The 18977-nt window shown below is 63.7% G+C and carries 18 protein-coding genes; 9 read left to right on the forward strand and 9 right to left on the reverse strand.

From position 1 onward, the window contains the following. Positions 1–47: 47 nt before the first annotated feature. Positions 48–1079, forward strand: coding sequence for an NAD(P)/FAD-dependent oxidoreductase (locus tag EN861_RS16775; RefSeq protein WP_127280422.1), 1032 nt, complete (start codon positions 48–50; stop codon positions 1077–1079). Here EN861_RS16775 and EN861_RS16780 read toward each other — a convergent pair whose 3' ends face one another. Beyond that, complete coding sequence (locus EN861_RS16780) at positions 1080–2561, reverse strand: MDR family MFS transporter (RefSeq protein WP_135864439.1); 1482 nt, start codon at positions 2559–2561, stop codon at positions 1080–1082. 227 nt (positions 2562–2788) lie between these two features. Beyond that, complete coding sequence (locus tag EN861_RS16785) at positions 2789–3409, reverse strand: DUF922 domain-containing protein (protein ID WP_167531424.1); 621 nt, start codon at positions 3407–3409, stop codon at positions 2789–2791. A 115-nt stretch (positions 3410–3524) separates the two neighbouring features. Between EN861_RS16785 and folP the strand changes: the two genes are divergently transcribed. Genes folP through folK form a run of 3 tightly spaced genes read left to right on the forward strand, consistent with a single transcriptional unit; the run spans position 3525 to position 5232 of the window. Then, the gene (gene folP, locus EN861_RS16790) at positions 3525–4373 is read left to right on the forward strand and encodes a dihydropteroate synthase (RefSeq protein WP_127872555.1); all 849 of its coding nucleotides are present in this window, start codon (positions 3525–3527) and stop codon (positions 4371–4373) included. Between the two features lie 3 nt (positions 4374–4376). Then, a complete protein-coding gene (folB, locus tag EN861_RS16795) occupies positions 4377–4736 on the forward strand; it encodes a dihydroneopterin aldolase (RefSeq protein ID WP_023773903.1) in 360 nt (119 codons plus the stop codon). Continuing rightward, positions 4720–5232 (forward strand): 2-amino-4-hydroxy-6-hydroxymethyldihydropteridine diphosphokinase, encoded by a 513-nt coding sequence (folK, locus tag EN861_RS16800; RefSeq protein WP_127281141.1) that lies wholly within the window; start codon positions 4720–4722, stop codon positions 5230–5232. The genes folB and folK overlap by 17 nt, the downstream gene beginning before the upstream one ends. 10 nt (positions 5233–5242) lie before the next feature. Here the strand turns inward: folK and EN861_RS16805 are convergent, their stop codons facing one another. Together EN861_RS16805 and EN861_RS16810 are read right to left on the reverse strand one after the other, a co-directional pair. Next, positions 5243–5788 carry a DUF924 family protein gene (locus EN861_RS16805; protein WP_127872554.1) on the reverse strand — a complete coding sequence of 182 codons (546 nt, stop codon included), beginning with the start codon at positions 5786–5788 and terminating at the stop codon, positions 5243–5245. A 15-nt stretch (positions 5789–5803) separates the two neighbouring features. Beyond that, complete coding sequence (locus EN861_RS16810) at positions 5804–7639, reverse strand: monovalent cation:proton antiporter-2 (CPA2) family protein (protein WP_127279121.1); 1836 nt, start codon at positions 7637–7639, stop codon at positions 5804–5806. A 162-nt stretch (positions 7640–7801) separates the two neighbouring features. On the opposite strand from EN861_RS16810, the gene EN861_RS16815 reads away from it, so the two are divergent. The 3 genes from EN861_RS16815 (at position 7802) to EN861_RS16825 (ending at position 10506) form a co-directional block, all read left to right on the forward strand. After that, the gene (locus EN861_RS16815; RefSeq protein ID WP_189343655.1) at positions 7802–8791 is read left to right on the forward strand and encodes an AraC family transcriptional regulator; all 990 of its coding nucleotides are present in this window, start codon (positions 7802–7804) and stop codon (positions 8789–8791) included. 60 nt (positions 8792–8851) lie between these two features. Beyond that, a complete protein-coding gene (locus EN861_RS16820; protein WP_127279122.1) occupies positions 8852–10060 on the forward strand; it encodes an MFS transporter in 1209 nt (402 codons plus the stop codon). A gap of 179 nt (positions 10061–10239) precedes the next feature. Then, entirely contained in the window at positions 10240–10506 is a 267-nt protein-coding gene (locus EN861_RS16825) for a hypothetical protein (RefSeq protein ID WP_027029131.1), read from the forward strand. Positions 10507–10629: 123 nt separating this feature from the next. Here the strand turns inward: EN861_RS16825 and EN861_RS16830 are convergent, their stop codons facing one another. From EN861_RS16830 to EN861_RS16845, 4 genes are all read right to left on the reverse strand, one after another. Beyond that, positions 10630–11181, reverse strand: coding sequence for a hypothetical protein (locus EN861_RS16830; protein WP_127279123.1), 552 nt, complete (start codon positions 11179–11181; stop codon positions 10630–10632). 124 nt (positions 11182–11305) lie between these two features. Further along, positions 11306–12391 (reverse strand): TIGR01620 family protein, encoded by a 1086-nt coding sequence (locus tag EN861_RS16835; protein WP_127279124.1) that lies wholly within the window; start codon positions 12389–12391, stop codon positions 11306–11308. Then, positions 12388–13866: a YcjX family protein gene (locus EN861_RS16840; protein WP_135864441.1), complete on the reverse strand. Its 1479-nt coding sequence runs from the start codon at positions 13864–13866 to the stop codon at positions 12388–12390. Before EN861_RS16840 ends, EN861_RS16835 begins: the two co-directional genes overlap by 4 nt. A 76-nt stretch (positions 13867–13942) precedes the next feature. Further along, complete coding sequence (locus tag EN861_RS16845; RefSeq protein ID WP_127281061.1) at positions 13943–14446, reverse strand: histidine phosphatase family protein; 504 nt, start codon at positions 14444–14446, stop codon at positions 13943–13945. Positions 14447–14723: 277 nt separating this feature from the next. On the opposite strand from EN861_RS16845, the gene dksA reads away from it, so the two are divergent. Further along, positions 14724–15140, forward strand: a complete 417-nt coding sequence (dksA, locus tag EN861_RS16850) for an RNA polymerase-binding protein DksA (RefSeq protein WP_006202025.1) — start codon at positions 14724–14726, stop codon at positions 15138–15140. A 127-nt stretch (positions 15141–15267) separates the two neighbouring features. Here the strand turns inward: dksA and EN861_RS16855 are convergent, their stop codons facing one another. Next, positions 15268–16005, reverse strand: a complete 738-nt coding sequence (locus tag EN861_RS16855) for a flagellar biosynthetic protein FliO (RefSeq protein ID WP_135864443.1) — start codon at positions 16003–16005, stop codon at positions 15268–15270. Between the two features lie 329 nt (positions 16006–16334). Here EN861_RS16855 and EN861_RS16860 point away from each other — a divergent pair, with 329 nt between their 5' ends. Continuing rightward, a complete protein-coding gene (locus EN861_RS16860) occupies positions 16335–18911 on the forward strand; it encodes an ATP-binding protein (protein WP_135864445.1) in 2577 nt (858 codons plus the stop codon). Positions 18912–18977 lie beyond the last annotated feature (66 nt).

Consider the following 18977-nt stretch of genomic DNA (forward strand, 5'->3'; position numbering starts at 1 on the left):
GGCAATGGTCATGCAGTCTCGCCGGGACTTTCGCAGCGAGGCGCATCATGACCGGCATCATCAGCACAGACGTCCTCATTGTCGGGGCAGGGCCGGTCGGCCTGTTCGCCGTGTTCGAACTCGGCCTGCTGGACCTCAAGTGCCACCTGATCGACATTCTCGACAAACCGGGCGGCCAATGCGCGGAACTCTATCCGGAAAAACCGATCTACGACATCCCCGGCTGGCCCTCGATTTCGGCGCAAGGGCTCGTCGACAAGTTGCTTGAGCAGGTTGAGCCGTTCAAGCCTGACTTCACCTACAACCGCATGGTCTCCAGTCTCGAAAAGTTGGACGACGGCGGCTTTCGCGTGACCACGGACGAGAACGAGGTGTTCGAAGCCAAGGTGGTGGTGATCGCCGCCGGCGGCGGCTCATTCCAGCCGAAGCGCCCGCCAATTCCCGGCATCGAGGCCTATGAAGGCACGAGCGTCTTCTATTCGGTTCGCCGGATGGAGGATTTTCGCGACCATGACCTGGTCATCGTCGGCGGCGGCGACTCGGCGCTGGACTGGACGCTGAACCTGCAGCCGGTGGCAAAGAGCGTGACACTCGTTCACCGGCGGCCCGAGTTTCGCGCAGCGCCCGACAGCGTCAACAAGATGTACGCCATGCAGGAGATGAAGCAGCTGGAATTTCGGGTCGGCCAGGTGACCGGGCTCACCGGAGCCGATGGCCAGCTGGCATCGGCCACCATCAAGGGAGGCCCGGATGGCGACATCGAGGTGCCTTGCACCCGCATGCTGCCGTTTTTCGGCCTGACCATGAAGCTCGGCCCGATCGCGGAATGGGGGCTCAATCTCCATGAGAACCTGATCCCGGTCGATACGGAGAAATTCCAGACATCGGTGCCCGGCATCTTCGCGGTGGGCGACATCAACTGGTACCCGGGCAAGCTGAAGCTGATCCTGTCGGGTTTCCACGAGGTGGCGCTGATGGCGCAGGCCGCCAAGCGCGTCGTCAGCCCCGGCGAACGAATCGTGTTCCAGTATACGACTTCGTCCACCAGCCTGCAGAAGAAGCTCGGCGTCTCCGGCTAGCTATTCCGCCAGGATGGGCGCCGGATCGTCGACGTGGCCTCGAAGTTCTTTCTCGGGCATCAGCGTAAGCGTGATGAGGCCCAGTCCCAGAGTGCCGGCCGCGACGAGAAAGATCATCACGAAGGGCTGGGCCGATGCGACATGTCCAGCCACCGCAACGCCTTCACCGGCCAGCGGCAACCCAAAGCCCAGAGCGATGGCCCCGAGCATCGCGACCCCCAATGCACTGCCCAGCGACCGCAGAAAGGTAAGCACCCCCGTCGCCACACCAAGATGCATGCGGTCGACGGCATTCTGCACGGAGACGGTGGTTACCGGAAATGTCGTCCCGGTCCCCAGCCCGATACAGATGGTCAGGACTTCGACGACCAGCAACGATGCATGGCCGGCGACAAAGGCCAGCAGGCCCATGCACAGGATGGCGAAGAGGACGCCGACCATGGCGATGCGCTTGTAGTGGGTGAAGCGCGGTATCAGGCGGCCGCTGGAAGCGGCGCCGCCCACGGTTCCAAGCAGAAGGCCGAGCATTGCAATGCCCGACTCGCTGGCCGTCAGGCCAAGTATCGATTGCAGATAGACCGGCAGATAGACGGCAAGGCCGACGCTGGAGGCCTGGAGCAGGAACATCGACAGAGTGCCGGCCAGGACGATCGGGTTGCCCAGCACTTCCAGCGAAATGAGCGGTTCGGCCGCCCGCATCAGCCGCAGGGCAAAGGCTCCCCAGAAAAGCGCGGAGCCGGCCAGGACGCCGACGACTTCCGGCGACATCCACAGGTAAGCGCTGCCGCCCCAGTTCAGCGCCAGCAGCAACAGCGCCGTGGCCACGATGAGCAGCAATGCGCCAAGACCATCGATGCTGTGATTCTTGGCCGCGATCGGCAGCTTCTTGAGCGGCGTGTTGATGATCGCCATCGCAACAAAGCCCAGAGGGATATTGATCCAGAAGATGAGGGACCAATGCAGATGTTCGGCAAAAGTGCCGCCCAGCAGCGGCCCGGCGACGCTGGCGACGGCCCATGTGCCGGAAAACCACGCCGCATAGCGCGCCCGCTCGCGCGGCGGGACAAGGTCGCCGACCACGGTCTGCGTCAGCGCGAAAAGGCCGCCGCCACCGGCCCCCTGGATCGCGCGCCCCAGGATAAGGACGAACATGTTGGGAGCCAGTGCGCTGACCAGCGATCCGACAAGAAAGATGAGAATTGCCGCATAGACGGTCGGCCGACGCCCATAGACGTCGGAAATCTTGCCGTAGAGCGGTGCCACGGCGGTTGCGGTCAAGAGGTAGCCGGTGACAATCCAGGGCAGGTATTCGGCATGGCCGAGCGAGCGCCCGATGGTCGGCATGGCGGGCGCGACGATGGTCTGGTCGAGGGCCGCCAGCAGCATCGACAGAAGGACGCCGCCGATAATGGCGTTCTTTTCGCTTTCGGTCAGCGGCGCGCTCGCGGCCGCCACGGCCTGCTTGTCGACTGCCTGGTCCATATTTCTCGTCCATGCGCCTTGCGCTGCCGCATCACCATCGGGTCTTTGTGGTGCATTCGCGGCGCGATCGATCGTGATGGTCGTGCTTCCAGCTTGTGCCCGAGGCAACCCTGGATATGTCGTTCCCTATAGACCGATTTCGAACGCCGCTCGAAAAAAATTCGAAGCTGGCACTACGCTTCCGCCCGGTTGGCTTGCATCCAGGCGAACGGAGCCGGCGAGGAAACTCAGGTTGGCGGCGGCAATTGGCCACTCTCGATGCGTTGCATCCGGTAGCGCATCAGCCGCAGGATGCGGCTTTCGAAATTGACGCCTTCGACACGGTCGAACCGCAACTGGTCCTGGTCGTGTCTGGCAAGCTCGGCCGCCGTTATCTCGGCGGCCTTGGCCTTTGCAGCATTGCAATCCTTCTGCGGATGGGTTGCCTTCAGCGCGTCTTCCAGTGCGCGGCCGTGGTTCTTGGCGATCTCGACATGGCGGTCTTCATGGCGCTTGATGTCGGCGGACAATGTATCCCAGAACAGCCGTACATCGGCATCGGCTTTGCGTGGGCGGCGCCATTCGGGAAGGATCACCTTGACCTTGACGGTCACGACCGCGTCGGCGATCCGGCAGGAGCCGGACTGGCTGGCGTAGCTGATGCGTGTCGTGAAGGCCATCTGGGTGGCGCCCGGGTGGCGCGACCCCGTGCTTTTGACCTGCGGCCCGTGTTTGGCGAGTTGCTGCTCGATATCCTCCAGCGTTCTGCCGCCAATGGCGAAATAGCTGTATGTCTTCACCAGATTGGCCGCATCCGCCGGAACGGCGACGGTAAGCAGCAGTGCGCAGAGCAGGGATCGTGTCATCATGTTGCCTCTTCGGTCACCTTGCTTTACGGCCTTTGCCGGCGCAACGGAACTGATCCGATGCGGATCACACATCGTTGATGACCCCCTTGGTTGATGAGCCCATGGTTGATGCGCAATGACGGCGAGGCGATGGCAGCTGGCGCATGGGCGTCATCTCGAGCTTGGCGGCAAGGCCGTGGTAGTTGGCATCCTCAATGTCACGCCCGACAGCTTTTCCGACGGCGGCCTGTTTGATGCTCCCGAAACCGCGCTGGTCCATGCGCGCCGCATGATCGGGGAAGGCGCCGCGGTCATTGATATCGGCGGCGAATCGACCCGGCCCGGCGCGGCGGCGATCTCGGCCAGCGAGGAGCAGGCCCGTATCCTGCCGGTGATCGAGGCGCTGGCGCGTGCAGGCGACGTGCTGATCTCGGTCGACACCTATCGTGCGGAGACAGCACGGCTCGCGGTGGCAGCCGGCGCGCACATCGTCAATGATGTCTGGGGTCTGCAGCGCGAGCCAGGCATTGCGCGGGTGGCGGCCGAAACCGGCGCCGGGCTCGTCATCATGCATACCGGCCGCGACCGCGAAAAGCTGCCCGACGTGATCGCCGACCAGTTGGCGTTCCTGGGAAAATCGCTGGAGATCGGGCGCGGGCAGGGTGTCGCCGACGACCATGTCGTGCTCGACCCCGGCTTTGGTTTCGCCAAGGAGACGGCGGCGGAAAACCTCGATCTGATGGCGCGGTTTTCCGAGCTTGGCGCGCTCGGCTTCCCGCTGATGGCCGGTACGTCGCGAAAACGCTTTATCGGCACCGTCACCGGCCGCGACGCAGCCGACCGGGCGGCCGGTACGGCGGCGACCAGCGTCATACTCAGGCTCAAGGGCGCGCATCTGTTTCGCGTCCATGATGTCGCAATCAACGTGGACGCGCTGGCCGTGGCGGATGCTATGCTGGCGCGGGACACCGGATCGGAACGCTGAGCCATGTATGTCATCCGCATGAAGAATTGCGCCTTCTTTGCCCGGCACGGCGTGCTGGACGAGGAAGAAGCGCTCGGGCAGCGCTTCTATGTCGATGCCTCGCTCACCGTCGAGCCCGGACGTGCGCTCGTCGATGACGCCATCGGGGAAACCGTCAATTACGGCGTTGCCTTCACCGTCATCGAGGAGATCATTACCGGACACAGGCGCTTCCTGATCGAGGCCCTGGCCCTGGAAGTCGCAAAGGCCCTCACCGGGCGCTTTCCCCAGATTCGCAAAGCCGAGGTCACCGTTCGCAAGCCGAATGCGCCGGTGCCTGGCGTGCTCGATTACGTCGAGGTGACCGTTGTCTGGCCCGAGTAACACCGTCTATCTGAGCCTCGGCGGCAATCTCGGTGATCCGGCCAAGTCGATGGGGGCTGCATTGCGCCTGCTCGACGCCGATGCCGACACTGACATGGCCGCCGTTTCCTCGCTCTACCGGACGCCGCCCTGGGGCAAGCTCGACCAGCCGGATTTCCTCAACGCGGCCGCAGCACTGTCGACGCGGCTGTCGCCGCGGGCATTGCTCGACCTCTGCCTCGATGCCGAGCGAAAGCTCAAGCGCGTGCGCGAGGAGAGGTGGGGGCCGCGCCTGATCGACATCGACATCCTGGTGTTCGGCGACCGCATCATCCATGAAACGGGCCTGGAAGTGCCACACCCGCGCATGCTGGAGCGCGCCTTCGTGCTGGCACCGCTGGCCGAGATCGCGCCGGACCTCACCATTGGCGGCAAACGCGTTGTCGATCGCCTGGGCTCGGTCGATGCCGCCGGCATCGAGCGCCTGCCGTCAGGCCAGGATTGGTGGCTGCGCTAGACCGCTGGTATCAGCCGGAGAAACCACCGTCATCCAGGAATGCTTTTTCCTCAGCGGTCGTTTCGCGCCCAAGCATCTTGTTGCGGTGCGGGAAACGGCCGAAGCGCTGGATGATGTCACGATGTTCCAGGGCGTATTTCAGATTGAACTCGGCCCTGGCTGTGTGAAGTTCAACCGACCGGTCCTGGTCGGCAAGATTTTCCGAATGCTCGAACGGCAAATAGAGGAATACGCGGACCTCCGGTTCCAGCGCCAAATCGTGGCCGGCAGCGACCGCCTTTTGCGCGAAATGCTTTGCCAGGGGGTCGGTCGCGAACATATGGCCGGTGCCGCGAAAGCAATTGCGCGGAAACTGGTCCAGCAGGATCATCAGCGCCAGCGAGCCTTCGGCATGTCCTGACCAGTCGTCGCATTCGCGCCGCGCGGCGGCGTAATGGAGGTCGAGGAAGCGGGCGCGGAAATCGGCATCGAATGCGTCGTTCTTCTCGAACCAGGCATCCTCGCCGGCGTCGCGCCAGAACTTGGTGACCGAGAGGGCTCTGCTGTTCAGTTCCATCGTTGATTTCCCCGTTCAATCCGCCGGTTCGGATTTATGCAGGACGCCGGCCGTTTCCTCGTTGAGCGCCTGGCCAGGACGGCGGGGCGTGGAAAGCGGGGTCGGGATCGGCGTGCCGATATTGCCTTTCAGGAAACGCTGTCCCGAGCGGATGCCTTCGGCGAGCTGGGTCTCGAAGCGGGCCGTGTCGCGACGCCTGACGTCCTCGATCGTTTCGGCGACGTCTTCGGGATCGACGCCCAGCGCCTCGAGGGTCGAGCCACCAAAGACGAGCGCCGATTCGAAGGTTTCGCGCAGCTGATAATCGACGCCGGCGCGGATGAGCTGCAGCGCCGTGCCGCGGTCGAACGCACGTGCCAACACCGTAAGCAAGGGAAACTCCGCCTTGACGAGTTCGGCGATGCGGATGGCGGCGTCGGGCTTGTCGACACAGATCAGCACGGCCCGCGCCCGGCCGGCCCCGGCCGCGTGCAGGATGTCCAACCGCGTGCCATCGCCATAGTAGACCTTGAAGCCGAAATCGGCGGCCGCCTGGATCATCTCGACATCGTTGTCGATGATCGAGACGTCGATACCGCGCAAGAGCAGTGGTTGGCTGGCGATCTGGCCGAAGCGGCCGAAGCCGATGATCAGCACGCTGCCGGTCAGGCCGTCGGCGATTTCGACGCCGTCCAGCGACTGCTCGTCGCGCGGCGTCAAATGGCGCAAGGCGATGATCGCCAGCGGCGTCAGCACCATGGAGATGATGACGATCGCCGTCAGCGTCGCGTTTGCCTGGCCGTCGATGATGCCGACGGCGGCGGCCGCGGAATAGAGTACGAAGGCGAATTCACCGCCTTGCGCCATGAAGACCGCGCGCTCCAGTGCCTCGCGGTGGCCTGATTTCAGGATGCGGGCGACGATGTAGATGCCGAAAGCCTTCATCACCATGTAGGCGACGACATAGATGGCGATCAGCTTCCAGTTCGCGGCCACCACATGCAGGTCGAGCGACATGCCGACCGCAAGGAAGAACAGGCCGAGCAGGATGCCGCGGAACGGTTCGATGTCGGCTTCGAGCTGATGGCGGAAGGTCGATTCCGAAAGCAGCACCCCGGCCAGGAAGGCGCCCATCGCCATCGACAGGCCGCTGAGCTGCATGGCGAGCGCCGACCCGAGCACGACCAGCAGAGCCGCGGCCGTCATCACCTCGCGCGCACGGGCATCCGCCAGGATGCGGAAGAAGGGATTGAGCAGGTAGCGTCCCGCCACCACCAGTCCGACGATCGCGGCGAGGCCGATACCGACCTCGGTCAGCCGCTCCGACAGGCTGGTATCGGCACCGCCGGGCGCCAGGAAAGCGATCAGGGCGAGCAGCGGCACGATGGCCAGATCCTCCAGCAGCAGGATGGAGACGATGCGCTGGCCCTTGGGAGAGGCGATTTCGCCGCGCTCCTCCAGAAGCTGCATGACGATGGCCGTCGAGGTCAGCACGAAACCGGCCCCGGCGACGAAGGATTGCGCGATCGGAAACCCTCCGGCCATGCCGACACCAGTCAGCAGCACCGCGCAGACCCCGACTTGAAGCGCGCCAAGCCCGAAGATCTCGCGGCGCAGGCCCCAGAGCCGCGATGGCTGCATTTCCAGGCCGATGATGAACAGGAACATGACGACGCCGAGTTCGGCGACATGCAGGATGGCTCCCGATTCGGAAAAGACACCGATGCCGAACGGGCCGATCACCACGCCTGCGGCGAGATATCCGAGGATCGAGCCGAGACCCATGCGCTTGAAGATGGGGACGGCGACGACCCCTGCGGCAAGCAGCGCCACCACCTGAATGAGATCGCTGCCTGATGCTTCCGCTGCCATGCCTCTTGTCCCTGTGTCCGAAATCACTCCTTGCATGCAGTTGGAGCGGGAGGCAAGGGCGGGGAGCCTGCCAGGGCCGGCAGGGGTGCCGTCGAAGCGATTCCCCTGGTGGAACAACGGTCTCCGCTTGCCTGTCGGACGATTGGTGTCTATATCTGCCCAATGCCTGACCATTCGTCCCGGTCGTCTTCGGCGCCACATATTCCGATGGATGCGCTCAGCGAAGTCCTGCAAGACTTTCGCTTGAGTGGCGTCAACTATGGCCGATGCGAGCTCCGACATCCGTGGAGCATCGCCTTTCCGGAGCAACCGCTCCTTCGTTTTCACTTTGTAAGTCAGGGTCCATGCTGGATCCATACCGAAGCGCAGGGATGGCATGAGTTGCGCAATGGCGATTTGGTGCTGCTGCCGCAAGGCATCGCCCATCGGCTGGCTAGCGCGCCGGACGTCGCAGGCGGCTCGCTCGATGATTGCCAGGTGACCAAGTTGGGGGGCAACGTCTGCGAAGTCGTGCGGGAAGGCACGGGCGCGACAAGCACCCTGTTCTGCGGCTCCATGACCTTGGGCGCCTGTGCGCTTAACCCATTGATCGCGTTGATGCCACCTCTCATCAAGGGTTGCGACGTTGCCGGCAATGACCCGGTCGTTGGTCCTTTGCTGGCGGCAATGACCGCGGAGGCCGCGCAACCGCAGATGGGCAGCGCCACCATCTTGTCGCGTATGGCGGACTTGCTGACAGCCCGGCTCATTCGTTGCTGGGTCAATTGCACGGGAACTTCGACCACCGGTTGGCTCGCGGCCATCCGCGACCCTCATATCGGCCGCGCTCTGGCAGCCATGCACCGAGACCCCGGCCATAACTGGACGCTCGAAAGCCTCGCCGGCCTGGCGGGCCAATCGCGCTCGATTTTCGCGGAGCGCTTCAGCGCCGTATTGGGAGAAGGCGCGGCACGCTATCTCGCCCGTCTGCGCATGCAGCTTGCCCGCGAGTTGTTGGGACAAAACGGCTTGTCGGTGGCCGAGGTTGCTACCCGCTTGGGCTATGATTCCGAGGCATCCTTCGCTCGCGCCTTCAAGCGCATCACCAATGTCTCGCCGGGCGTTGTGCGTCGCACAATTCCTGGACGAATAGACATGAATTTCGGATTTTGAGATACATATCATCCGAAAAGACTCGTTTATGAAAGATCTCCAAACTTTGGAGATCCTTCCGTGACTGACACAACATTACAGCTTGAAGACGCGGCGATAGACCTTGATGCCGCCGCGCCGGCGACGTGGAGCGCAACCACATGGTTCGCGGTCCTTTCGTTGGCGGCAACCAGCTTTGCGCTGGTGTCCGCCGAATTCCTGCCGGCAGGTCTGTTGACGCCGATGGCGCGCGATCTCGGCATCAGCGAGGGGACGGCCGGGCAGGTGGTCACCGCCACCGCTTCCGTCGGCGCCGTGACGGCCATGTTGAGCAATGTCCTCATCGGCCGATTGAACCGCAAGACGGTGCTTGTCGGCCTCATGGCCCTGGCGGTCGGTTCCAACATTCTTGCGGCGCTGGCGCCCAATTTCTGGCTGTTATTGTTGGGCCGGGCCGGACTGGGGATCGCTCTCAGCGCTTTCTGGGCACTTTCGGTCGCCGTCGTGGCGAGGCTGGTTGGCGCCAATGCGACGGGGCGGGGCATGGCGATCGTCACCCTCGGCGTCTCGCTCGCAACAATTGCCGCACCGTCGATGGGCGCGTTGATCAGCGATTGGCTGGGTTGGCGCAGCGCCATGGCCATGACGGCGGGGTTGGCCTTGCTTGCCATGCTGCTGCAGTTGCTCAGCCTGCCGACCTTGCCTGCAACGGCAAGCAATAGTCTTGCAGACGTCTTTCGGCTGACACGGCGGCGTGGCATTCAACTCGGTATGCTCGCCATCCTTTTGCTGATGACGGGGCATTTTGCCGGCTCGGTCTATGTGCGTCCCTTTCTCGAACACGTGACGCTCCTTGCAACCGGGCCAATTGCCCTGGCATTGCTCGGATTTGGCATCGCGGCTGTGATCGGCAATATTGCCGGTGGCCGCATGGCCGACGCCAATATCCACGTGGCTCTCGTGGTTACGGCCGCATTGATGGCGTTCGCGGCGCTGGCATTGGTGCTTTGGGGCGTGCACATCGGCGTTGCCTTTGGGTTCGCCACCCTGTGGGGTTTCGCCTTCGGCATGGCGCCTGTGGTGCTGCCGACAAATCTGTCTCGCGCGGCGCCTGACGCGCTGGAAGCAGCCGGCAGCCTGATGGTCGCCTCCTTTCAGGTCGCCATCACCACCGGTGCGGTTGTCGGCGGTTATGTTGTGGACACCTATGGCCCGACAGCGCCTTTGACCGTGACGGCCATCCTTGCCGCATCGACGGCCGTCTTGGCGCTGCTACAACCGCGTAGCTGAACTTTGCCGCCGCCGACACAGCAGCCTGAATCCGGCCGTTGGCGATATTGCAGGCGCGCTACACAAGTTAACGTCGGTAACGCGTTGCATCTTGCCACAATCGAAGGCTAAGCACGCTCGGCTTCGGCCATTGGGGGTGAGCGGCGATCAAGTCGCGCCCTTTTGAGGAGATGACTGACATGAAGAAGTTTTTGCTCGTTGCCGTCGGGCTGGCGGTGCTTGCCGGTTCGGCCTGTTCAAAGGCGCCGGAATGCACGACCGAGATCGCAACCAAGAAAGCGCAGGACATGGCCGCCGCGCTGCAGGAGGCGATCACCAAGGACCCGTCCAAGGCGGCTGACCTGACCGCCAAGGTCCAGGCGGTGACGACCAAGTATCAGGGTTCCACGACCTTGGCCGACGCCTGCAAGGCCTATGACGAGGTGACCGCCGCGATCAAGGGCTGACGCCCGGTTCGTTTGTTTCAAAGGAGGCGGTGGCGATGGGCTGCCGCCTCTTTTGTTTGGGGGTATCCCAGCAATGCCAAGAACCATCCGGAATTGCTTAAAGAAATGGAGGCGGGGTGCGCCTCAGTTCGGCGTGATGGAGCCGACTTCGACGGCATCGACTCGCTTAAGGCTCATGCCGATCACCGGCACCAGTTGGTCCTGAACGCGCACGGCGACCGTCACCGTCATCGAATTGTCGTCGGGAATGCGTGCCTGCATGACGCCGCGCAGCTGGTTGCGGTTGATGGTGAAGACCACCTTGCGGGCGTCGACGACATTGCCGCCGATGATATCGAGCCCGGCACCGGCCGAGCCGCCCATGAAGGAACCCTTGTAGTCGCGGCCGTTGCGCTCGATCTTGGCCGACATCGGCTGGGTGAACATGCCGACCCGGCAGCCGCCGTCAAGCGTCATGCCCGTCTTGCCGTCGGGGGTGGAGCCGGTGAAGCTGCAGTTGAATTTCGTGCCCTTGTACTTGCCGGCGACGATTTCGCCGGGGCCGACCCACTTGCCTTCGGCCGACTGGAAAAACTGCTTGTCCGGCTCTCCGGCGCAAGCCCCGGAGGCAATACCGGCGACTGCTGTGATCGCCGCCGCCAGGGGCAAGATGCTGGACAGAATTACGCTTTTCATCGACGACACCCGGCAACAACGAGGCTGTTTGAAACCGGTTTGACCATGAAGAAGATTGGTTAATGCTTCGTCACCTCAGGGGCCTCGAAAGCGCAATCCCATCGTGCCGCGAAAGAGGCGCTCGTCATTTGTCGGGTGCGTTTGTTTCGGCGTCTTTCCTTGTCGCAAACGACGTCAGCGCGGCGAGGAAATCGCCCAGTCCCGGGCGCTTGGCAGCGCTGAAGGGCAGGGGGCGCGCCGTCTCCATGGCGGCGATGCCGATGCGCGCCGTCATCATGCCGTTGACGACGCCTTCGCCGAGCTTGGCCGAGAGGCGCGCCGCCAGGCCGTGGCCGACGATCTGTTGGACAAAGCTGTCGCCGACGGCAATCGAGCCGGTGACCGCCAGATGCGCCAGCACACTGCGCGCCAGGCGGAAGAAACCCAGCGTTCCGGGTCGTCCGCCATAGAGTTCCGACAGCCGGCGGATGAGGCGCCCGGCCTCAAAGACGACATAGGCGACGTCGACGAGCGCGCGCGGGCTCACCGCCGTCACCAGCGAGACGCGCTTGGCGGCCTCGAGGACCATCACCTTGGCCCTGGCATCGAGGGGGCCGAGGATTTCCGCTTCCGCCAGGCGTACCAGACTGGCGCCGTCGATGATCTCGCCGCGCAATTCGGCCAGCGCGCGCCGGCCGGCCGCGGTCTCGGGTTTGGCCGCGACAAAGGCCGACAGTTCATCGACCACAGATCGCGCCGCTTTCGGATCGTCACGCGCGATGGCGTCGAGGGCTCGCTTTTGCAGCTTTTCGACCTCGGCGAGCCGGGCGATCGCCAGGGATTCGCGAATCAGGATCACCAGAAGCGCCAGCAACGCTGTCGCCGCCATGCCGGCGGCGAGCCAGCCCAGCCATTCGGCGCGGGCAAAGAGATCGCGTATCAACTGGTCGGTCCACAGGCCGACAGCCAGCGAAACCAGCACGCCGAAGGCGCCAAAGAAGATGCTGCCGAGAACCGAGCGTTTTCGGGGGGCGACCGACGGCGACGGCTCGGCGGCAATAATGTCCGGTTCGTCGAAGACGTCGACCTCCGCCGGGATGACCAGCGCCACATCGGCCTTCACCGAGCGTGGTTTGCGCGACGGTTCGGCCTGGCGGGCTCGTGGCGCGTCTTGTTTCGCCGCGGCTTCCGGCTCGATACGGAATGCCGCCGGTTTGCGGGGCGCTGTCATGCCAAATGGTCTCCGATCAGGAACTGCAGGGCACGGTCGAGCCGGATATGCGGCAGCGACAGCGTGACGCCTTCGGCCGTGCGTTCGAGTTTGGGCGGACGGAACCGGACGAAGCGGATTGCCGGGTCTGTGGAGTCCTGCCTGTGGTCCGGTCCCGAAAGATCGAAAACAGCATCAATTTTTTCCGGTAAATCACCAGGAAATATAGCTGTTTCCGTCTTTCCGTCGAAGGTTTCGCCATTGATCTTCTCGCCGGCGATCGGCGTGCCGATGATAACAGGCAATGTTTCCCGGCCCTGCTTGACGGTGCCTTCGCGGGTCGCGCGCACGGCCGCCATCGCGACCACGTCGACATCGGCGCCGGTGAAATTCGCCCGCGCCACGGCGCGGTCGGCCAGGCGCCGCACGATCGCCTGCAGCCGGTCATGGCTTTCGTGGTGCAGATGATCGGCCTTGGTCGCGGCAACCAGGATGCGGTCGATACGCCGGGAGAAAAGGTCGGTGAGGAAGCTGCCCCGGCCGGGGCGGAAGCAGTTGAGGATCTCGGTGACGGCGCGCTCCAGGTCGGCCATCGCGCCAGGCCCGGCGTTCAGCGCCTGCATCGCGTCGATGAGTACGATCTGGCGGTCCAGACGCGTGATATGCTCGCGGAAGAACGGTTTGACGACATGTGTCTTGTAGGCCTCGTAGCGCCGTTCCATCATGGCATGCAACGACCCGTTGCGCGCGCGCCTGTCGCCGAGGCCGGCCAGCGGCGCGAAAGTCAGCGCGGGCGAGCCTTCAAGGTCGCCCGGCATCAGGAAACGTCCTGGCGGCAAGGTCGAAAGCGCTCGCTCGTCGAGCTTGCATGCCTTGAGATAGGCGGCGAAGCTCTCAGCCAGCCGGCGTGCCGTCATTTCGTCGGCGTCGGCATTCGGGTCGATTTCCGTCGAGATCGCCCGCCAGGCCCGCGACAGGTCCTCGCGCACCGGCAACGTGGCCATTTCGAGGGCTTCTCGCGAAAAATCGGCGAAGGATTTGCCGAGCAGCGGCAGGTCGAGCAGCCATTCGCCGGGGTAATCGACGATGTCGACCGACAGCTTGCCCGACGAGAACATACGGTTCCAGCCGGAGGCCGATTCATATTCGATCGTCAGCCGCAGTTCAGAGATGGCGCGGGTCGAGTCCGGCCAGACGCGATCGTTGACCAGAGCGGCGATGTGGTCCTCGTACTGAAAACGCGGCACGGCGTCGTCGGGCTGCTGTTCGAGGAAGGCGCGCGCGATACGCCCCGATTTCTGCGCCTCGAACAGCGGCAGGCGTCCGCCGTGGATCAGATTGTGGACGAAGGCCGAGATGAAGACGGTCTTGCCCGCGCGGGATAGACCCGTGACACCCAAGCGCAGCGATGGAGAAAAAAGTCCGGTGGCACGTCCCGACAATGTGTCGAGGGCAATTCTTGCCTCGTCGGTGAAGGTGGTCAGCGATGATGCCAAAATATGCTCTCTCGGACTTGCGTCCGCCCGATATAGGCGGTGGAACCCGGCTTTGAAATGGCGCTGGACATCGGCATCAGAGATCGGCCGGTGTCAGGAAGGCTTCGAGATAGCCCGCTCCCTGGGCCGCTTTCGCCAGATTGCCGGGGAAACGGACGACGGCGAGGCCCGAGGTCGGAAAGCCATGATTGAGCATTGCCCGCTCCGTCTCGCCACCATCGCCCGACACCGCCATGGCGAGATCCTCCGTCATCGGGTTGTGGCCTATGACCAGCAACGAGCCGGATCCGCCATGATCCCGGACGAGCCGGAGATAGCCGGCCGCGTCTTCGCTGTAGAGTGTGTCGAAAAACAGCACCTTGCCCGTGTCCGTCTGACCGGCCAGTCCCTCGAGCGTTTCCCTGGCGCGTTTGGCGTTGGAGCACAGCGTCAGGTCCGGCACATAGGAACGGGATCGCATCGCGGCCCCCATCTTTTCGGCATCGGCGCGGCCGGATGCGTCGAGCGGACGATCGAAATCACGCATGCCCGGCAAGGCCCAGCCGGCCTTGGCGTGTCGCAACAGATAAAGCCTGCTCACTCAACCTCCAATGACGCCCGAAAGCCGAAGTCCTGCCGCGATTAGCCACGAGAAAAGCATCGCGCACAATGGTGCACGTTCTTCGGCGCGGCGAATCACTTGCGGGGGCAAGCGGCGAAGATCGTCCTACTTTCGCCATCGAAACAGATCTATCCCGCTCCGGGGAAGGCTGCGGGCGCACTTTAACAATTGCGTGAGCCGGTGGCTGATTGCGCTTGTGCAGGCGTCTGGCGGCGAATATATAGGCGCCAAATTTGGGGCTGTTTGGGTGAGTCGAATGAACGACATCGTTACCGCCGATTACGTACCCTCCGAAGACGAGCCGTTCATGAACGAACGGCAGAAATCCTACTTCCGCCTAAAGCTCGTCACCTGGAAAAATGACATTTTGCGCGAAGCGCGCGAAACCCTCGAAATCCTGCAGCAGGAAAACGCCAACCATCCCGACCTCGCCGACCGCGCCTCTTCGGAAACCGACCGCGCCATCGAGCTCAGGGCCCGCGACCGTCAGCGGAAGCTCATCTCGAAGATCGATTCGGCACTACAGCGCATCGACGAAGGCACTTATGGCTATTGCGAGGAGACCGGTGAGCCGATCGCGTTGAAGCGGCTCGACGCCCGCCCGATCGCTACCTTGTCGATCGAAGCGCAGGAGCGGCATGAGCGCCGTGAAAAAGTCTATCGCGACGACTGACAGTAGCGCTGCATCGATTTCCAAATGGCCGGTTTTCCGGCCATTTTTGTTCGATGTCGCCGCGCATGCCAAAGCGCGCTTGAACATCGACCGGTTCAATTCACCGGCAGGCCACCCTGGGCGCAAATCATCTCTTCTGGCTTGAGAGTTCGCCCAAAAGCCTCGTCATTTCATCATCGAGCGACGGCGGCGCCTTGGCTGCCGGTTTGGCCGCCGGACCGCCGGACCGTGGTTGGTCCAGCGAAACCTCGAGTTCCTTCATCAGCGTGTCGTCGATGCTGTCCTGCGGCGGCGGTGGCGCGTGCCTGACGGCATTGGCATTGGCGGAGCCGTAGGCGGGCAGCGGCGTGACATTGGTCGACTGATAGATTTGCGCCGCCGGTTTCGCTGCGGGAGCCGGTGGCGGTGCCGCCGGGCGCTGGCGGGCGGGCCCTGCCACCGGCTGCGGAGCGGGTGGTTGTCTGGGAGGCGCGGGAGCGGGCTGCGGCGGCCGCGGCTTCGCGACCGGGGTCCCGGCCGCCGGGACAGGCTGCGGGCCGCCATCCCCGGTCAATGCCGGACGGCGCGGCGCGGCGAGGCGGATGTCGCGTTCGACAACGACGTCGGTCGGGCCGCCGATCAGGAGCAGATGTTCGATGTCGTCGCGTCGCACCAGCACCAGTCGGCGATGGCTGTCGACGGCGGTGGCGTCCATGACGGCGAGCCGCGTCTTGCGGTTGCGGCCACCGGCGACAAACGTCCCGAAGGTCAGGTTGCGCACGAGCCTGACGATGATGAGAACGATGACCAGCAGGATCAGCGCCGCGAAGGTCCACAGGAGTGCCGCCGCATAACCGGGGCCCGCCACGCTATCCAGCCACTGCATTGGTTTCCCCTGATCGGTTTTGGAAAGTGACGCGACACTAGACCGTTGCGACTGGCCACCGCAAGTTGCCTTTCACGCATCGTGAACAGCTTGAAACACAGGGAAGGCCGCTCGACATCATTTTTATCTGACATTTGCCGCCCGGGCCTTTTCCGGACTAGGAGAATATGATTCAACCGGCTAAAGCGCGTCGCGCTGAAACGGATTCATGCGACGCGCTTCAGGTCCTTGTTTTTCATGCGTGACGTTTTCCCAAAACCGAAGTCACTTTTGGGCGACATGCATTAGGGGCGGGTGTCGGAACCTCGGATTTCACGAGCAGGGGGCATATGGCCAAGGAAGCGCGCGGCGATTTCTATCCGGTACCGATCGTCGACCAGAATACGCGACCGGGCGCGGTCACCCGGCTTATCATCTTCATCGTCGTTCTGACGGGCGCGGCCATCGTCTTCGGCCTTTTCCGCGAGCGCCTCGGCGATCCCTTCCTGCTCGGCATGCTCGGCGTGCTGGCGATGATCGGTGTCGGCTTCCTGTTCGCGACCGCGATCGGCTTCGTGCAGATCACACCGCGCTCGACGGGCGACGAACTGTCCAAGGCTTTCGTCGATTCGATGGGCCAAGGCCTGCTGGTCACGGACACCAAGGGTCGCGTCGTCTACGCCAACCGGGCTTATGCCGATATGACCGGGGCCACCTCGGCCGCCGATCTGAAGACCGTCGAAGGATTGCTCTCGGATGTCCCCGAGGCCTCGGTGACCATTTACCGGCTGGCGTCCGGCTTGCGTGACGGGCAGCCGGGCGATGGCGAGTTCAGGCTGGCGCAATCGATCCGGCCCGGCGCTGAACCGGGCGCCCGCTGGTACCGGGCGCGCGCCCGCGCGTTCAGCGTTCCGGGCCAGCGGTTGCCGATGCTGGCCTGGCAACTCGCCGATATTTCGCAGGAGCGGGCCGAGCAGGAGCGTTTCTTCCTCGATCTGCAGAAGGCCATCGATCACCTCGACCACGCGCCGGCCGGTTTCTTTTCGGCCGATCAGGACGGCCGCGTCACCTACATCAACGCCACGCTCGCCGGATGGCTGGGCATCGACCTTGCCAGCTTCACGCCCGGCGCCGTCACCTTGCCCGATATCGTTGCCGGCGACGGCATGGCGCTGGTGCGCTCCGTCAAGGCGGATCCCGGCACGACGCGCAATGCGGTCATCGATCTCGACTTGACGACGATGACCGGCGAGGCGCTGCCAGTGCGCTTCATGCACCGCGTTTCGGCAAGCCGCGAGGGCGTCGGCGGCCCGACGCGCACCATCGTGCTCAACCGTACGCAAGGCGAGGATGCCTCGGCCGATCTGCGCGCTTCGGAAGTGCGCTTCACCCGCTTCTTCAATTCGACGCCGATGGCGATCGCCGGTGTCGATGCCAGCGGACGCATCCTGCGCACCAACGCACCTTTTCTGTCGCTGTTTTCCTCGGTCGTCGACCGCGATGCCGTGGATCGCCGCGTACGGCTCGACACGGTGATCCATGACCGCGACCGGCCGGCCTTTGCCGCGGCGTTCGAGAAAGCCCGGCAGCGGCAGGCCGATATCGAACCGATCGACACCGTGCTGCCCGGCAACGAAGAACGGCACATCCGCTTCTACGTCAATGCCGTCGCCGACGGTACCGGCGGCGAAGGGGCCGAGGAATCGGCCATCGTCTACGCCGTCGAGACGACCGAGCAAAAGGCGCTCGAAGGGCAGATGGCGCAAAGCCAGAAGATGCAGGCCGTCGGCCAGCTCGCCGGTGGCATCGCGCACGACTTCAACAATGTGCTGACCGCCATCATCATGGCGTCGGACCTGCTTTTGACCAATCACCGGCCGTCGGATCCGTCCTTCCCCGACATCATGAACATCAAGCAGAACGCCAACCGGGCCGCCTCGCTGGTCAGGCAGTTGCTGGCCTTCTCGCGCAAGCAGACGCTGCGGCCGGAAGTGCTGAACCTCACCGACGTGCTCGCCGATCTCAGGATGCTGCTTGCCCGGCTGGTCGGCAACGACATCAAGCTCAAGGTCGACCACGGCCGCGACCTGTGGCCGGTCAAGGTCGATATCGGCCAGTTCGAGCAGGTGGTGGTCAACCTGGCGGTCAACGCGCGCGACGCGATGCCGGCGGGAGGCGATCTCACCGTGCGCACACGCAACGTGACCGCCGAGGAGTCCAAGACCTTCCCGTATCGCGAACTCGCGGCCGCCGACTATGTGGTGGTCGAGGTCGAGGACACCGGCTCAGGCATCGCGCCCGACGTGCTGAAGAAGATCTTCGAGCCGTTCTTCACCACCAAGGAGGTCGGCAAGGGTACGGGCCTCGGTCTGTCCATGGTCTACGGCATCATCAAGCAGACCGGCGGTTTCATTTTCTGCGATTCCGAAGTCGGCAAGGGATCGACTTTCCGCATCTTCCTGCCACGTCACATCGCGGAAGCGAAAAAGGCGGCCGAACCCGGTGAAGCACCGGCCGCCGCGGCAGTCAAACTGGCCGATAGCATCAAGGACCTGTCCGGGTCGGCGACGGTACTGCTGGTCGAGGATGAGGACGCCGTGCGCATGGGCGGCATGCGGGCACTGACCTCGCGTGGTTACACCGTCCACGAGGCGTCCTCCGGCGTCGAGGCGCTGGAAGTGTTCGAAGCGCTCGGCGGCAAGGTCGATATCGTCGTTTCCGACGTAGTGATGCCGGAAATGGACGGGCCGACGCTGCTCGGTGAATTGCGCAAACGCCAGCCGGACATCAAGTTCGTCTTCGTCTCCGGCTATGCCGAGGACGCATTCGCCAGAAACCTGCCGGCGGAGGCGCATTTCGGCTTCCTGCCAAAACCGTTCTCGCTCAAGCAACTGGCTACGATCGTCAAGGATGTGCTTGAATCTTAGGTATTTCCAATGCCGCGCCCCTTGCACAACGCGGTAACAACGCCATGATTATTGGCAATATAGCAG

Source organism: Mesorhizobium sp. M8A.F.Ca.ET.218.01.1.1, from assembly GCF_004791165.1.
Classification (GTDB): Bacteria; Pseudomonadota; Alphaproteobacteria; order Rhizobiales; family Rhizobiaceae; genus Mesorhizobium.

Coding starts and splice junctions, on each gene's coding strand:
- EN861_RS16775 (WP_127280422.1), top strand. CDS start 48: ATGACCGGCATCATCAGCACAGACGTCCTCATTGTCGGGGCAGGGCCG.
- EN861_RS16780 (WP_135864439.1), bottom strand. CDS start 2,561: ATGGACCAGGCAGTCGACAAGCAGGCCGTGGCGGCCGCGAGCGCGCCG.
- EN861_RS16785 (WP_167531424.1), bottom strand. CDS start 3,409: ATGATGACACGATCCCTGCTCTGCGCACTGCTGCTTACCGTCGCCGTT.
- folP (WP_127872555.1), top strand. CDS start 3,525: ATGACGGCGAGGCGATGGCAGCTGGCGCATGGGCGTCATCTCGAGCTT.
- folB (WP_023773903.1), top strand. CDS start 4,377: ATGTATGTCATCCGCATGAAGAATTGCGCCTTCTTTGCCCGGCACGGC.
- EN861_RS16805 (WP_127872554.1), bottom strand. CDS start 5,788: ATGGAACTGAACAGCAGAGCCCTCTCGGTCACCAAGTTCTGGCGCGAC.
- EN861_RS16810 (WP_127279121.1), bottom strand. CDS start 7,639: ATGGCAGCGGAAGCATCAGGCAGCGATCTCATTCAGGTGGTGGCGCTG.
- EN861_RS16815 (WP_189343655.1), top strand. CDS start 7,802: ATGCCTGACCATTCGTCCCGGTCGTCTTCGGCGCCACATATTCCGATG.
- EN861_RS16825 (WP_027029131.1), top strand. CDS start 10,240: ATGAAGAAGTTTTTGCTCGTTGCCGTCGGGCTGGCGGTGCTTGCCGGT.
- EN861_RS16830 (WP_127279123.1), bottom strand. CDS start 11,181: ATGAAAAGCGTAATTCTGTCCAGCATCTTGCCCCTGGCGGCGGCGATC.
- EN861_RS16835 (WP_127279124.1), bottom strand. CDS start 12,391: ATGACAGCGCCCCGCAAACCGGCGGCATTCCGTATCGAGCCGGAAGCC.
- dksA (WP_006202025.1), top strand. CDS start 14,724: ATGAACGACATCGTTACCGCCGATTACGTACCCTCCGAAGACGAGCCG.
- EN861_RS16855 (WP_135864443.1), bottom strand. CDS start 16,005: ATGCAGTGGCTGGATAGCGTGGCGGGCCCCGGTTATGCGGCGGCACTC.
- EN861_RS16860 (WP_135864445.1), top strand. CDS start 16,335: ATGGCCAAGGAAGCGCGCGGCGATTTCTATCCGGTACCGATCGTCGAC.